This is a genomic window from Parageobacillus caldoxylosilyticus (assembly GCF_019272935.1).
Lineage (GTDB): Bacteria > Bacillota > Bacilli > Bacillales > Anoxybacillaceae > Saccharococcus > Saccharococcus caldoxylosilyticus.
Genome location: NZ_CP040553.1, coordinates 2,483,964 through 2,498,425 on the forward strand (window position 1 = coordinate 2,483,964; position 14,462 = coordinate 2,498,425).

12 protein-coding genes are annotated in these 14,462 nt (G+C 44.2%); 9 read left to right on the forward strand and 3 right to left on the reverse strand.

What is annotated here, in order from left to right; all coding sequences use genetic code 11:
• Positions 1–4: 4 nt before the first annotated feature.
• From BV455_RS12660 to BV455_RS12685, 6 genes are all read left to right on the forward strand, one after another.
• Positions 5–433 carry a hypothetical protein gene (locus BV455_RS12660; RefSeq protein ID WP_042407617.1) on the forward strand — a complete coding sequence of 143 codons (429 nt, stop codon included), beginning with the start codon at positions 5–7 and terminating at the stop codon, positions 431–433.
• Between the two features lie 102 nt (positions 434–535).
• Positions 536–2,026, forward strand: coding sequence for an aldehyde dehydrogenase family protein (locus BV455_RS12665; RefSeq protein WP_042407615.1), 1,491 nt, complete (start codon positions 536–538; stop codon positions 2,024–2,026).
• A gap of 101 nt (positions 2,027–2,127) precedes the next feature.
• Positions 2,128–3,045 carry a R2-like ligand-binding oxidase gene (locus tag BV455_RS12670; RefSeq protein WP_042407613.1) on the forward strand — a complete coding sequence of 306 codons (918 nt, stop codon included), beginning with the start codon at positions 2,128–2,130 and terminating at the stop codon, positions 3,043–3,045.
• Positions 3,046–3,401: 356 nt separating this feature from the next.
• Positions 3,402–4,010, forward strand: a complete 609-nt coding sequence (locus BV455_RS12675; RefSeq protein WP_017434973.1) for a DUF6230 family protein — start codon at positions 3,402–3,404, stop codon at positions 4,008–4,010.
• A gap of 138 nt (positions 4,011–4,148) precedes the next feature.
• Complete coding sequence (locus BV455_RS12680; RefSeq protein WP_052510019.1) at positions 4,149–5,306, forward strand: DUF6114 domain-containing protein; 1,158 nt, start codon at positions 4,149–4,151, stop codon at positions 5,304–5,306.
• A gap of 34 nt (positions 5,307–5,340) precedes the next feature.
• The gene (locus tag BV455_RS12685; RefSeq protein ID WP_042407610.1) at positions 5,341–6,519 is read left to right on the forward strand and encodes a coiled-coil domain-containing protein; all 1,179 of its coding nucleotides are present in this window, start codon (positions 5,341–5,343) and stop codon (positions 6,517–6,519) included.
• Between the two features lie 78 nt (positions 6,520–6,597).
• On the opposite strand, the gene BV455_RS12690 is transcribed toward BV455_RS12685, so the two are convergent.
• Positions 6,598–8,118, reverse strand: a complete 1,521-nt coding sequence (locus tag BV455_RS12690; RefSeq protein WP_218687249.1) for a response regulator transcription factor — start codon at positions 8,116–8,118, stop codon at positions 6,598–6,600.
• An 893-nt stretch (positions 8,119–9,011) separates the two neighbouring features.
• Here BV455_RS12690 and BV455_RS12695 point away from each other — a divergent pair.
• Positions 9,012–9,527: a MogA/MoaB family molybdenum cofactor biosynthesis protein gene (locus BV455_RS12695; RefSeq protein ID WP_017434979.1), complete on the forward strand. Its 516-nt coding sequence runs from the start codon at positions 9,012–9,014 to the stop codon at positions 9,525–9,527.
• A 44-nt stretch (positions 9,528–9,571) separates the two neighbouring features.
• On the opposite strand, the gene BV455_RS12700 is transcribed toward BV455_RS12695, so the two are convergent.
• Positions 9,572–11,230 (reverse strand): acetate--CoA ligase, encoded by a 1,659-nt coding sequence (locus tag BV455_RS12700; protein WP_218687250.1) that lies wholly within the window; start codon positions 11,228–11,230, stop codon positions 9,572–9,574.
• Between the two features lie 137 nt (positions 11,231–11,367).
• Positions 11,368–11,682, reverse strand: a complete 315-nt coding sequence (locus BV455_RS12705; protein ID WP_042407601.1) for a hypothetical protein — start codon at positions 11,680–11,682, stop codon at positions 11,368–11,370.
• Positions 11,683–11,870: 188 nt separating this feature from the next.
• Between BV455_RS12705 and BV455_RS12710 the strand changes: the two genes are divergently transcribed.
• Together BV455_RS12710 and argH are read left to right on the forward strand one after the other, a co-directional pair.
• On the forward strand, positions 11,871–13,079 hold the full coding sequence (locus BV455_RS12710) for an argininosuccinate synthase (protein WP_017434982.1): 1,209 nt from the start codon (positions 11,871–11,873) through the stop codon (positions 13,077–13,079).
• On the forward strand, positions 13,076–14,455 hold the full coding sequence (gene argH / locus BV455_RS12715) for an argininosuccinate lyase (RefSeq protein ID WP_218687251.1): 1,380 nt from the start codon (positions 13,076–13,078) through the stop codon (positions 14,453–14,455). Before BV455_RS12710 ends, argH begins: the two co-directional genes overlap by 4 nt.
• Positions 14,456–14,462 lie beyond the last annotated feature (7 nt).

A 14,462-nucleotide genomic window follows, 5' to 3' on the forward strand; every position in this document is an offset into this window, starting at 1 on the left:
ACATATGCCGTTATTTAAAGATGAAAAAGAATTGTATGCCATACTCGGAGGATTTTTTGAAGAGGTTGCTGAAAGGGAAGAATCAAAGGAAATGATTTCCTCTACCGAAATATCCGAAGGGTACGACGCCTTTGTCCAGTACGTGTTTCACCAGCCGGAAGGCAAGATTACGTGGGCGGAAGAAAACGGCCGATTGAAAGTGATTTGCGGGGATCATGATTTACGTCCGGAGCTTGTTTTTGAACAAACCGCCGATGTCGGCCATAAATTTTGGCTAGGAAAGTTGGATTTGCAGCAGGCTCTAGCTCGCCAACAAATTAAAGTGCAAGGCCCGTTGGCCAACGCGTTGAGAGTGTTGCCGCAATTGGATGCGATTTATCCGGCATACCGCGAGTATTTAAAGAAATTAGGCCGGGAAGACTTGTTGGCCTAAAACGAAATGAGGGTAGGTCCTCTGCACAAATTTGATCCCATGGGAAGCGAAAAGTGCGTTGCTCGTTCATACGAAATTAATCATTGGGGGTGGAACATTGCAATGATTTCGATGGAAACGACAGAAGCCGGGGTGTTTTTGAATGGAGAATGGAGGCCGGCCGCGACCGATGAAACGTTTGATGTCATCGATCCGGCAACAGGAAAAGTCACGGCGCGTGTCGCCAATGCGGGGGAGAGAGATGTCGATGAGGCGGTGAAAAGCGCTGAGGCGGCGTTTCATGACAGAAGGTGGCTGTCCATGCCTCCGCTTGAACGGGGAAGAATTTTACGGAACGTGGCTGACTTAATCCGTAAGCACCACATGGAGTTGGCGCACATAATGACACGCGAAAACGGAATGCCGCTAAATATGGCGTTGTTCGTGGAAATTCCGATGGCCGCCGATTGTTTCGACTTTTTTGCTTCACTTGTCATTCAGCCCCAAGGAGACGTGCTGCCGTTTTCGTTAAACGGAGCACCACCGAATTATATGGCATGGACGATGAAAGAACCGATTGGTGTTGCCGGGTTAATTACCCCATGGAATTTCCCGCTGCTCATGCCAACATGGAAGGTGGCACCAGCCCTTGCGGCAGGGTGTACGATGATTTTGAAGCCGGCGCCGGAAACCCCGTTAACGGCATTAAAACTGGCCGAGTTGTGTCAGAAAGCAGGCGTTCCCGAAGGGGTGCTGAACGTCCTCCCGGGGAAGGATGAGGCGGGAAAGGCGATCGTCAAACATCCGAGGATTCCGAAAATTGCCTTTACCGGAGAAACAGCGACCGGCCGGCATATTTTACAAGCGGCCGCTCCGTATATTAAGCGCGTATCTTTAGAACTTGGCGGCAAGTCACCGAACATTATATTCGACGATGCCGATATCGAAGATGCAGCGAAAAGTGCGCTGTTTGGAGTTTTTTATAATTCCGGGCAAGTGTGTCAGGCGGGAAGCCGCATTTTGGTTCATCATTCGGTCTATGATTCATTCGTTGAAAAGTTGGTAGAAAAGGCGAAAAAGTTAAAAGTCGGGCCTGGCACTGACATGCGAAACGACCTTGGTCCCGTCATCAGCAAAACTCAACATGAGAAAATCTTACAATATATTGAAATCGGCCAAGAAGAAGGGGCGACGTTATTAACAGGAGGCCGTGTGCCCGAAGGACTCACTGATGGTTATTTTATCGAACCGACGGTCTTTGCCGACGTTACTCCGACTATGCGGATTGCCTGTGAAGAAATTTTCGGCCCCGTTGTGAGCGTCATTCCGTTTAAAGACGATGATGAAGCCGTACAAATTGCCAATGAAACGATTTACGGCTTAGCGGCGGCGGTTTGGACACGGGATATTAAAAGGGGACTCAACATGGCGCGGCGGATCAAAAGTGGAACATTATGGATTAATACTTATCAAGTGCTTTCTCCGACCTTGCCATTTGGCGGCTATAAACAGAGCGGCATTGGCCGCGAGTTAGGCGTTCAGGCACTCGATAGTTACTTGGAAACGAAATCGGTCATTTGCGACTTGAACGATCGACCGATGACGTTTTTCTAAACATATACAAGGTTAAGGTTTAAATGGGAAGTTTACACTGGACAGACAAACGATTGGAATGTACTTTATCGCTTCTATTCAAAATGATAGGAGGGGGAAAAATGTTTTACCACGAAAGTTTTCAAACGGTGAAAGGAACGATTCAGTGGGATCATCCAATGTATAAATTGTATGAAAAGGCGAAAAAACAAGGAAAGTGGAATCCGGCTGATATTGACTTCAGCCAAGACCAAGAAGATTTTCAACGTTTAAGTGATGGAGAAAAAATCGCTTCATTGCCGCTTGTCGCCGGTTTTTCAGCTGGCGAAGAAGCGGTGACGCTAGATATTTTGCCGATGATTAACGCGATGGCACGCCAAGGCCGTTTAGAAGACACGATGTTTTTGACTACCTTTTTGCATGACGAGGCGAAACATGCGGAAATGTTTTCCCGCTGGCAGCAAGCGGTCGGCGTCGGTGATATGGACCTTTCGGTTTTCCATAATGACAGTTACAAACGGATTTTTTACGAAGCGCTGCCGGAGTCGATGAACCGCTTGAATACAGATGATTCTCCAGAAGCGGTCATTCGGGCGGCCACCGTGTATAACATGATTGTCGAAGGGACCCTTGCGGAATCAGGGTACTATGCGTTCCGGCAAATTTTTAAAAAAGCGGGATTGTTTCCAGGGATTTTGCAAGGGATTGATTACTTGAATATGGACGAAGGGCGTCATATCCAATTTGGCATTTACACGATTCAGCGGCTTGTTGCCGGCAATGATGTCCATTATAAGGTGTTCATTGATTATATGGATGAACTGTGGGAACATGCCTTCGGCTATGTCGAATATTTAGTGTCGTTAGGAGAACAACAAAAAAGGATGTTAGCGTCGAAACGGATGCTAGAAGTAGACTACGACATGTTAAAGAACTATGCGGTGAAACAGTTCCATATCCGGAAAAAACAAATCGACCGGGCGAAGAAATATGACAGTATTGATGAGCTTGAAAAAGCGCTGACAGAGGTAGAGAGCTAGAACGTTTTGGAAAACAAAGATTAGGATGATATGGAAATGTGTGGAAAGAGAACCGATGATATCGATTTCCGGACGTCTAGTATTACTTCGTTGATTCAAGATTTCGAAGAGTCATGCCAAATCAGGTGAAAGGGGGAGGTGGCGGTTTTTCCCAACCTCCCGACTCCATCATTTCCAAAGTTCGCGATTCGAAGGGACGTTTCCGTGAATGGCCCGATTTTCCAAACATTTAGTCGATTCATGCGTTGGAGATGGAAAAACGGCTTGACAATATTCTGAATAATAAATATATTCTTAAAAATAAAAGGTATTTATTTTGGGGGAAATAGGGATTTTGTAAAAAAGGGGGTTAAATTATGATGGAAAACGCATTAAATGTGAACAAGAAGCGCCTTGGGATCATTGGCGGAGCAGGAATGTTAGGGCTGATTGCGTTACTTTTGGTTCTGTTCATGTCGGGCACGGTCTTTGCCGCTTTCCCACTGTCTGGAGTAGGCGGTTTTATCATCAGTGCCGACAAAATTACAGGAACAAATTTCAAATTATATCCATCACTTGGCGAAACAGAAAATAAACCGGTATGGGCACAAGCGGCGATTGACTTAGAATCAGCCACTATTAACGGGTTGATGCTCTCGAAAAATATTAACACAGAGAGTGCCCTCGGAAGTTATAACGTCAAAAGTGTGGATGTTATCGTGACGGGCGGTGATGTTGTTGGAAAAAATTTGAAATTAAGGGTATCTGGCATTGAATCTGACAATACATTATTTAAAAACTTGCAAGTGAAAGAATATTATACAGATAATCCGCTCAATGTCATTGACTTGCAAGCGCCCAATTTAACTCTTGATCATCCTAAATTAAATACGCATTTCTTATCTGCAGGGGACATTTCCATTCCTGGCATGAAACTAAAAATCGTTGCGAATATGAAGGATGGCAGCAAACTCGGGGATTTCTAATTCGAAGTGCATCATCATTCATATATCGCCTATTTCCCCCAAAATGAGTAGAGGGAAACCTCTATCACCTTAAGTTTTAATGAAAGTAGTCACGAATGGATCGAAAGGTGTTGGCTATATCGTTAGGAGGTGGGCCGGATGATCAAGTTATTTTTTGAAACTTTGAGTATGATCGTCATCGGTTTGGTTACCGGAGCTTTTGCGGGCGGGCTTGTTTTTGGAAAAGGGATGGGAGGTGCGATGATTGGCGGAGGAACGGGAGCGGCTCTTCTTGCTTTGCTGACGATGTTGTTTCACTTTATGAAGTGGGATAAAGCGAAAATGAAATATGCGAGTACCAGTCTTTTGCCAGGCGCACTAATTGGCGGAAGCCAGTTGCTCGGTTTCGGTGCAAAGGGGGCGGTCATCTTTGGCTTTTGCAATGCTATCATTTATTCAACGCTCATTCATAAGATGGTCGAAAACCATGTAAATAAAGAACGATACGTATTATATCATGGCCACTATTTGATCCTTTTTTTACTCGGTTCAATTGGGACATTTGTAGCGATTAATGTAATAGGTATTATTGATCATTTGGTAAATTTTAATAAGGCCGCAATGGAGCTGCCGTTTTATTTAACGAATCTGGCCGTTGTGGTTGTTGCTCTGTTAATTTATGCCACTGGGGTGTTAATAAAGAAACGAAAACAAGAAACGTGGCCACAAGCGGTCCAAGCGAGCAGAAATATGTCTTTTATATTAGCGGCAATCATCGCCGTATTAATGGTAGTCTTTACATGCACTCATCTAGGAATGGTCTCGCTCGATGGTGTTGTTCGTCGCGTGGCCGGACTCGTTCTGCCTTATGGTGTAGGGGTGTTTTTACCGCTTTCTTTTGGATATTTGCTTGCGTCCAATAAACATCGTCCGGTTATGGGCGCGGTTTTTTCTCTCGTTGGCGGGAGCTTGATTTTACTCGTCGGAATTAGCGTTGCTCCGATGTTATTATTGCCCGGAAGCGGATTAATGTGGGCTGGGCTCGTCATCGGAATGGTCATGATGATGTTATCGATTTTGAGTATGGCCAAACCCGAAACTCATTTATTTACAGGCTGTTTGATCATTATTTGTTCCATTTTGTCATTTATCGGGGCGGCAGGAGGATTAGTGGTTGGCGGATTGCTTGGCTTAATTGGCGGTACATTCATTGCCGCTTGGAATGGCGTTCTTTCAAAAACGGGCTCCAATGACCATGATCTTTCGAAACGTCCAAAAGACATTCCAACTGTAAATTCAAATACGATAACCGGTTAACAATCGCTGAAATCATTTGAAGGGGACATCCGTTATGATCGTATGGAAAAAAGCGAAAATCATTAGTCTTTTGCTTGTCCTTATCATTAGTTTTTGCTTTCCGCTAGGAGGTACGAGCCGAGCAGCGGCAACGGCGGCCGGTGAGGATTCCGGCTTTATCATTCATGCCGATAAAGTCGTGGGCACTCTCGATTTAGGAGGGATCATCATTGGAGCGCCTGGAGTGATCATCGGTGAACTGCCGATTGCATTTCTACAGGCGAAAATATATGGGCTGACTTTAAGGAAATTAGTGAGAACAGACTATGGGACAATGGTGTTGTCCATCCAATCTAACGATATAGCCAATGCCAAGCTAATGAATATGAAAGTAACGAAGCTGCATATTGGCGGCCTCTGTTTCGATGGAATCCCTGTCGTTGAGCAGTGCTTGAGGGATGTGACCCTTGTAGCTACAAAATTAACTACGAACCATATTCAAACTCCAAATATGTCAGTCGAGACAAGTTTTGATCCAAAAGAAGTATCTGAAGCGCAATCGATCGCACAATCATTGTTAAAGCAAGATTTGGAGAAGGAAGCGGAACATCTAATATTAGCGATTCATGAGCACGAAAGTGGAAAGGCGAGCAACGAAATCGTGGCTTTCAACGAAGTGAAGAAAGATATGGCAAAGTTTCAAGAACAAGCCGATCAAATGGATCGACTCCTCAACGATGCGGAACAACGAAGGAAGCAAATAGAGAATGAAGCGGACCGTTTGGAAAAAGAAATAAAACAAGGAAACGAACGGATTGGAAATCTAGATGTGTTGAAAGAAACGGTACAACATTTAAGTAAGCAATACAACGATTTTACCATTCAATTAAAAAGTTTCACACTCACTTTACAGAAAATAGATGAGCTGTTGCAACAGGCAAAAGAATCGCTAGAAGCCAAACAAAAAACGGTCCAAAACGTGTCCGAAACCTTAAAGAAACTCAAACTCGGCGAAAAGTCGGAGATCGGCCAAGAGGTCGCAGAGACAAAGAAGAAGCTTCACTCCATCGAAGAAAAAGTCCGCCAAGCCGATGAGCAAATTAACGAGCTGAAAAACGAGATACATATATGGAGCGATCGCATCAATCAGATGAACAAATCTATTGAAGCTTTAAAACAATATATTGACCAACAACACGAACAGGAGGAAAAATCGGACAATGGGAGTGAGTGAGGCGAAAGAAAAAATTGGAATGGCGAAAGGAGCTCCATTCCAATTTCCACTATTTTTTCGAGTGCCGCCGCAAATGAATTAAATGATTCCATCTCGTATTGCTTTGACAATGGCCTCCGTACGGTTTTTCGCATTCATTTTTTGTAAAATGGTCGACACATAGTCGCGAACAGTATATTCGCTTAAATGCAATCTCTTAGCCGCTTCATAGGTGGAAGCTCCTTCTGCGACTAATTTCAATACTTCAATTTCGCGAGGAGACAAATGGGGCGTTGCAGCGGCTTGTGGAAATTCCGGGCGATCGCCGCCGAATTTTGCTAAAATTTCCCCGGCGCTTTGGCCGAATTTCATAACGGCGGTAAAAATGTCACTCGAAATGTTAAATGGTTTTCCTGGTCCTTGATCTAAAATGGCTGCTCCGATGAGTTTGCTTTCCGAAGGAACGTAAATCGGGGCAATGACAATAGATTCGAGTTGAAACTGTTTGACATATTTGATCGGCAGGCCTTCCGCTGCTTCTGACACATAAATGGGCGGCAAATTCGTGATGTGTCCGCCAAGCAGCTGTAATCGCTGCATATAATTTTTAATTAGCGGGAGGCCATTGATATTCTCGTGAATGTTTTTTATCTCTTCGTTGTTCAGCTGGTACCCATAAAGTCCAAACCCGCTTTCATTCGCGCTAGAATAAGCAAACAATGCACACCGTTCAAACGGCAAGTAGTTCACAAAACCAGACGAAATATATTCAAACGCTTGATGTAACGTTTTAGCACGCATAATCCATTGATCGAATAAAATGACCGCATCCTTCCATAATTGCTCCTGTTTCGTCTTTTCTAGCGCCTTTTCCCCTGTATTGAACATTTGCAAGGAATGCATGATAAATGGAAGAGCTTGGTGTTCCGTTTCGTTTGTACAAAACAATAAAATTTTTTCTTCCCACGGGATCGGAAAAACCCGCATTTTTTCCCCTGTTTTCGGCATGAATTCAAGCAGAGACTCCGATAACGCAAATAATGTATCCGCTTTCAATTGGCGGTCGATCGTTGAAGGCAAGAAGTTTGTTTGGCTGTACATTTTTTTTACATAAAACCCCTCCTCCGATTTTGTCAATTCAGCAATCCAATGAATGGGAAGCTGCCTTGAGGAGGCGAGTTGTTCGAGGAAGTGGTCTATGCTGTGCTTTTCATCATTGCATTCTTTAAAAATGACTTCATGGATTTTAGAAAACAAATATTGAACCGCTTGATGTTCTTGAAATGAATCACCGATGTTGGATTGAATTGCCTCATGGGCGGCATTTTCCAATAACGTAAAGATAAAAGTCATTTTGTTAGAAGGGAACAAACTTGAATTGTGTTTCCATCCCTCTTCGATATCCTGCAAAAGTTCTTCGATGTCTCCTCTTTTTGTGAATAGCCTTTCGGAAAAAAAGCCGATGGCGGTTTCCAATGGCTGCGCCGCGATGTTTTGCTTTTTCTGTAATTCAGATAATTTCCCTTTCCACTTGGCAAGAATCAGTTCGTGGTGCTCTTGAATCATATCAATACCGTTTTGCAAGATGTTGTTCATTTTTTCTTTTAACATCAGGCACATCGCATCGTTTCCTCCTTTTGATGACCTAATCGTTATTGGAGAAATCTGTACCGCCGTTTGGTGATCAACGGAAAAGAAGTATTGCCTGAATCCGTGATAGAAACTTGAATAAACGACTCAGATAGCCTTATGATTGAACGAATTTTTTCTTTGCCTCTTTACTTATTTAGGTGAAGTGGCAAAAATGAACGAAATCAGTGATATTATTGGGATTTTGAAAGATGAAGAAATGAAGCTGTTACGGATTCAGGTATTAGCGATTTACCCTTTCGATTGGCTGGCAGTGATTATAATAATGTAACAATATTATAACAATTCTGTCTATTTCATAACAAGATGGAGATCTGGCATTTGTCTGTTTGGCAAAATAGGGGATAACCATTCGCACCGTCATAGAAAAGTAATAACAAATGCTCACCTTACATATAGAAATTTATCCAACCCCGTTTAAACCTCCCTTGTTTTTCGTCCAAATTGATAAAGGCTTGAAAGGAAGTGATGGACGCAATCGGCCTGCTTTCCCAGTAAGAGCTTTTCAGACATATATTGCAGGGAGTCCGTCCATTCATTGGAACAAAAAAGTGCTGATGGAGGAGAAAAACAATTTGTATTTCGATGGAGGAGGAAATCGAAAATGTTCAATTATTGCTCGCTATTGGGGAATTAGAGAAACATCATTCAAGCAGAATGTATGATCATACACGGGAGCTGGCAAAGGAGGTGAGGAGGTTTAGGCGACAAGGGATTTCACGTACAATTTAAAGAAGAAGGGAACGTATCCATTTTACCAGCTTTAATTAGCTATGGGCTCGCTTTTGCTTTGAAAAAGATACAGTGAGTCCTTTATACTTGTAAAGGAGGATATCGTCAAATGAGAGGATGGAATGATGCCCATGAGCGTTGCCGAACATAAACAAGAAGCTCCGCTTGCCGTTCGCTGCAAAGTTGTCACCGTAAGCGACACAAGAACGGCGGAGACGGACAAAAGCGGGAAACTGATGATCGAGTTGTTAAGAGAAGCCGGACATGACGTTGTTGCATATGAAATCGTGAAAGATGAAAAAGAGGCGATCCGCCAGACCGTGCTTGACGGCTGCCGGCGGCCGGACGTCGACGTTGTGCTGACGAATGGCGGCACCGGTATCGCAAAAAGAGATGTGACGATTGAAACGGTCAAGGAAATCATCGAAAAAGAGATCGTTGGCTTTGGTGAGCTGTTTCGGATGTTAAGCTATACGGAAGATATCGGTTCAGCGGCGATATTGTCGCGGGCGATTGCCGGGGTGGCGAACGACACAGCCATTTTTTCTACACCTGGGTCGTCGGGCGCAGTGCGCCTTGCGATGACAAAATTGATTTTGCCAGAGCTTGGCCATGTCGTGCGGGAAATAAGGAAAGATTTACGATAAAAGCAAAAAGTGTCCGTTCAAGGAATCGGACACTTTCTTTCTGATTAGGCATTTTTCTGCTTTTCGATTTCGTGGTTGCGAAGAATAAAGCGCTGAATTTTCCCACTAGGCGTTTTTGGAAGTTCTGATACGAATTCTACTTCACGAGGATATTCGTGTTTGGATAAATGGTTTTTGACAAACAAAGACAGTTCTTGCGCCAGTTCTTCTGATGGAGTATAGCCATCCGCCAGCACGACGAAAGCTTTCACGATTTCCCCTTTTAATGGATCAGGCTTTCCAACGGCTGCTGCTTCCACTACGGCTGGATGTTCAATGAGGCAGCTTTCAATTTCAAAAGGCCCAATGCGGTATCCGGCGCTGGAGATAATATCATCGGCCCTGCCTTGGAACCAAAAGTATCCGTCCACGTCTTTCGTTGCCAGATCTCCAGTGAGAAACCAGCTTCCCATCAATCTCTCCGCCGTTTTTTCAGGCTCTTTCCAATAACCTTTAAATACATTTGGAATGGAATTGGTGTTGAAAGCAATTTGTCCAACTTCTCCGTCTGCTACCGGAGTTCCTTCATCGTCCAGCAATGCGACTTCAAATCCCGGCAATACCCATCCCATGGAGCCTGGTCGTATTTCCATATTTACCGCGTTGAAATTGCCAATCAGCATTAATGTTTCCGACAGACCGTAGTGGTCATGGACAGTTACCCCTAAATGCTGTTGGAAAAAGCGAATGACTTCCGGGTTAAGCGGTTCTCCTGCGGAGCTCATAGCCCGTACGCCGATCTGGTATTTACCGATTAATTCCGCACCTGCCGCAGCCATCGCGCGATAAGCAGTTGGGGCATACGTAAAGTTGGTTACGTGATATTTTTCCATCAGTGAGTAATAGGTTTCCGGTTTAAATGGCCCTTCATAAAAGACGATTGGCACACCAAAGCACATTGGAGCAAAGGTGCAAAAAATCAATCCATAAGCCCATCCCGGGTCAGCTCCTCCTAAAAAGACATCGTCATCCCGCAAACCGATCGCATATCGCATATAAGGATAAATGTTAATAAGCAAGTTGTGCGACCACATTGCCCCTTTCGGCATCCCCGTTGAACCTGATGTATATTGGATTGCCAGTAAATCGTTTACCGTTGTTTCTTCTGTTTTATGGTCAGCCGGTTCTTTTGAAAGCGTTTCCCAAAAAGGCAAATCGTTATCGTTATCCGCCCCATCAATGATAAAAATATGTTCTAATGTTGGCGTTTTTTCTCTTGAAGGCAGTTTGGAACGTTGTTCTTTATTCGTCAATATCACTTTTGCTTCGGAATGGTTAATCCGATATTCGATCGCTTGCGGGCCAAACGCTGTAAATAGCGGCACATAAACGGCGCCGACTTTCCAAGCAGCCAGAATATAGACGATCAGCGCAGGATTTTTAGGCAGAAGAGCACAAACTCTATCCCCTTTTTTCACCCCAAGTTTGCGAAATACATTGGCCATTTGATTCGACCAGTCCCGTAATTCTCGATAGGTAATGGTTCTCTTTTCTCCTAAATGGTTTTCATAAAATATGGCAATGCGTTGCGGATCGTCTGCATAACGGTCGCACACTTCATGGGCAACATTGAAACGATCATGCGGATTCCAATCATAATGTGCGAATACGTTATTCCACGAAAAAGAATCAATGATCGAAGTATAGGATGCTGCTTTTGTCATGCGTATCCCTCCGCTTACATAAAGTAGAATCAATATAAATAATAATGTTAATAGATAAAATATTCAATATATTTTATAAAAATAAAAATTGGAATATAAAAGAAGGAGAGTTTCACCGCTTCTGTCTCTCCTTCTTTTTATTGAGGCATACGCAATGATACTGTTTGATTCATCCGATACCAAATCCATAAATCATTAATGATCGAAGCGAGTTCAGCGATCTCTGCATTTAATCGGCAGGAGCGTTCGAAATCATTTTCGTTTCCGAGCTCGTCTTGTTTTTTGTTAATGGTTTTCTCCAATTCGGCAATGCGGTCGGGGATGGCACCACGAATGGTTTCCCAGCGCAGCAAAATGGCGTTTTGTTCTTTCTCGCTATAATCCTCCCAATCTTTTTCTAACTTTGGCAAAGAAATGCCAAGCCGCTGATCATAAACAAAATATTGCTCCATTCTTTTCTCACCCTTTCCCTTACCGTTTATTGTACAAAAAAAGGGAAGGAGCTAACAATTAGTATTTTTATACTTTCTGATGAATAACTATTGAAAAACGGCGAAAAAGCTGATAAAGTGATAATAGATTGTTATGAATATTTATTTATATAAGGGTATATTTATGTAAAAAGAAAGGGGAATAAAAAATGGCTAATCCGAAACTGGTGCTGGCATATTCTGGGGGTTTAGATACATCGGTTGCAATTAAATGGCTGCAGGAGCGGGGCTATGATGTCATCGCCTGCTGTTTAGATCTTGGCGAAGGAAAAGATCTCGATTTCGTAAAGGAAAAAGCATTAAAAGTTGGGGCCATTAAATCATATGTCATTGATGTGAAGGAAGAATTCGCGAATGAATACGCGCTGATTGCCTTGCAGGCGCATGCGCTTTATGAAGGAAAATACCCGCTCGTATCCGCCTTGTCGCGTCCGCTGATCGCGAAAAAATTGGTGGAAATCGCGGAACTGGAAGGCGCAGTTGCCGTTGCCCACGGCTGCACCGGAAAAGGAAATGACCAAGTCCGTTTTGAAGTGTCGATTAAAGCGTTAAATCCAAACTTGGATGTTATCGCCCCAGTACGGGAATGGAGCTGGTCGCGCGAAGAAGAAATCGAATATGCGAAAAAACACGGCATTCCGATCCCAGTGGATCTTGACAGCCCGTTTTCCATCGATCAAAACTTATGGGGCAGAAGCAATGAGTGCGGCATTTTAGAAGACCCGTGGGCGGCTCCGCCGGAGGAGGCGTATGAACTGACGGCGGCGCTCGAGGATACGCCGGACGAGCCGGAAATCATTGAAATCGGTTTTGAACAAGGCGTGCCGACAACGCTAAACGGTCAGCCGTATTCGCTTGCGCAGTTAATTTTGAAACTGAACGCGCTTGCCGGAAAACATGGCGTCGGGCGCATTGACCATGTCGAAAACCGCCTTGTCGGCATTAAGTCGCGGGAAGTATATGAATGTCCAGGAGCGATGACGCTGATTAAGGCGCACAAAGAGCTGGAAGATTTGACGCTCGTCAAAGAAGTCGCGCATTTTAAACCGATTATCGAACAAAAATTGGCGGAAGTCATTTATAACGGCTTATGGTTCTCGCCAATTAAAGATGCGCTTGTCGCTTTCTTAAAAGAAACGCAAAAAAACGTAACCGGCGTCGTGCGTGTGAAATTGTTTAAGGGGCATGCCATTATCGAAGGGCGCAAATCGGAATTCTCTCTATATGATGAAAAGCTGGCAACCTATACAGTGGAAGACCAATTTGACCATCAAGCGGCTGTCGGGTTTATTTCCTTATACGGATTGCCAACGAAAGTATACAGCATCGTAAACAACCAAAAGAAGGTGACCATGTGAAAAAACTTTGGGGAGGACGGTTTACGAAAACAGCGGAAGAATGGGTAGACGAGTTTGGCGCGTCGATCCCGTTCGACCAAGAGCTGGTGGAAGAAGATATCGAAGGCAGCATCGCCCACGTGACGATGCTCGGGAAATGCGGAATTTTGCCAAATGAAGACGTAGAGAAAATCAAAAATGGTCTGTATACCTTGCTGGAAAAGGCGAAACAAGGCAAGCTTGAATTTTCCGTTGCCTACGAAGATATTCATTTAAACATTGAAAAAATGCTTATCGATGAAATCGGTTCTGTCGGTGGGAAGCTGCACACGGGAAGAAGCCGCAACGACCAAGTGGCGACCGATATGCATTTATATTTGCGCAAGCGCGTGACCGAAATTATCGCGCTGATCAGACAATTGCAGAAAGCACTTGTGGAAAAAGCCGAGGGGCATGTGGAAACGATTGTGCCGGGATATACGCATTTGCAGCGGGCGCAGCCGATCTCGTTCGCCCATCATTTGCTCGCCTATTTTTGGATGTTAGAACGCGATCGCGAGCGATTCCGCGAGTCATTAAAGCGCATTAACAAGTCGCCGCTTGGCGCAGGAGCGCTTGCCGGAACGACGTTTCCGATCGACCGCCATATGACCGCGGAGCTGCTTGGATTTGATGGCATCTATGAAAATAGTATCGATGCGGTAAGCGACCGTGATTTCATCATTGAGTTTTTAAGCAACAGCGCCATGTTGATGATGCACTTATCCCGTTTTTGCGAGGAGCTCATTCTTTGGTCGAGCCAGGAATTTCAATTTATCGAAATCGATGATGCGTTTGCGACAGGAAGCAGCATTATGCCGCAAAAGAAAAATCCCGATATGGCCGAGTTAATCCGCGGCAAAACGGGACGGGTATACGGCAATTTATTCGGGCTGTTGACCGTGATGAAAGGAACGCCGCTCGCGTACAACAAAGATATGCAGGAAGATAAAGAAGGCATGTTTGACACAGTAAAAACGGTGATTGGTTCGCTGAAAATTTTCGCCGGCATGATTGAAACGATGAAAGTCAATGTAGACGTGATGGAAAAAGCGACAAAACAAGATTTTTCCAACGCGACCGAGCTGGCCGACTATTTAGCCAATAAAGGAGTACCGTTCCGTGAAGCGCATGAAATCGTGGGAAAGCTTGTGTTGGCATGCATTGAAAAAGGCGTATTTTTAGCCGATTTGCCGCTTGATGTCTATAAAGAAGCGTCACCGTTCTTTGAAGAAGACATATATGAAGCGCTTAAGCCATACACCGCTGTTAACCGCCGCAATAGCGCGGGCGGAACAGGATTTTCCGAAGTAAGAAAAGCGTTGGAAAAAGCCAAAGAAATAGTGAACACTCCGTAGCGGATGC

Excerpts from the sequence above, each read along its gene's own strand:
- BV455_RS12660 (WP_042407617.1), top strand. The coding sequence starts at position 5 with ATGCCGTTATTTAAAGATGAAAAAGAATTGTATGCCATACTCGGAGGA.
- BV455_RS12665 (WP_042407615.1), top strand. The coding sequence starts at position 536 with ATGATTTCGATGGAAACGACAGAAGCCGGGGTGTTTTTGAATGGAGAA.
- BV455_RS12670 (WP_042407613.1), top strand. The coding sequence starts at position 2,128 with ATGTTTTACCACGAAAGTTTTCAAACGGTGAAAGGAACGATTCAGTGG.
- BV455_RS12675 (WP_017434973.1), top strand. The coding sequence starts at position 3,402 with ATGATGGAAAACGCATTAAATGTGAACAAGAAGCGCCTTGGGATCATT.
- BV455_RS12680 (WP_052510019.1), top strand. The coding sequence starts at position 4,149 with ATGATCAAGTTATTTTTTGAAACTTTGAGTATGATCGTCATCGGTTTG.
- BV455_RS12685 (WP_042407610.1), top strand. The coding sequence starts at position 5,341 with ATGATCGTATGGAAAAAAGCGAAAATCATTAGTCTTTTGCTTGTCCTT.
- BV455_RS12690 (WP_218687249.1), bottom strand. The coding sequence starts at position 8,118 with ATGTGCCTGATGTTAAAAGAAAAAATGAACAACATCTTGCAAAACGGT.
- BV455_RS12695 (WP_017434979.1), top strand. The coding sequence starts at position 9,012 with ATGAGCGTTGCCGAACATAAACAAGAAGCTCCGCTTGCCGTTCGCTGC.
- BV455_RS12700 (WP_218687250.1), bottom strand. The coding sequence starts at position 11,230 with ATGACAAAAGCAGCATCCTATACTTCGATCATTGATTCTTTTTCGTGG.
- BV455_RS12705 (WP_042407601.1), bottom strand. The coding sequence starts at position 11,682 with ATGGAGCAATATTTTGTTTATGATCAGCGGCTTGGCATTTCTTTGCCA.
- BV455_RS12710 (WP_017434982.1), top strand. The coding sequence starts at position 11,871 with ATGGCTAATCCGAAACTGGTGCTGGCATATTCTGGGGGTTTAGATACA.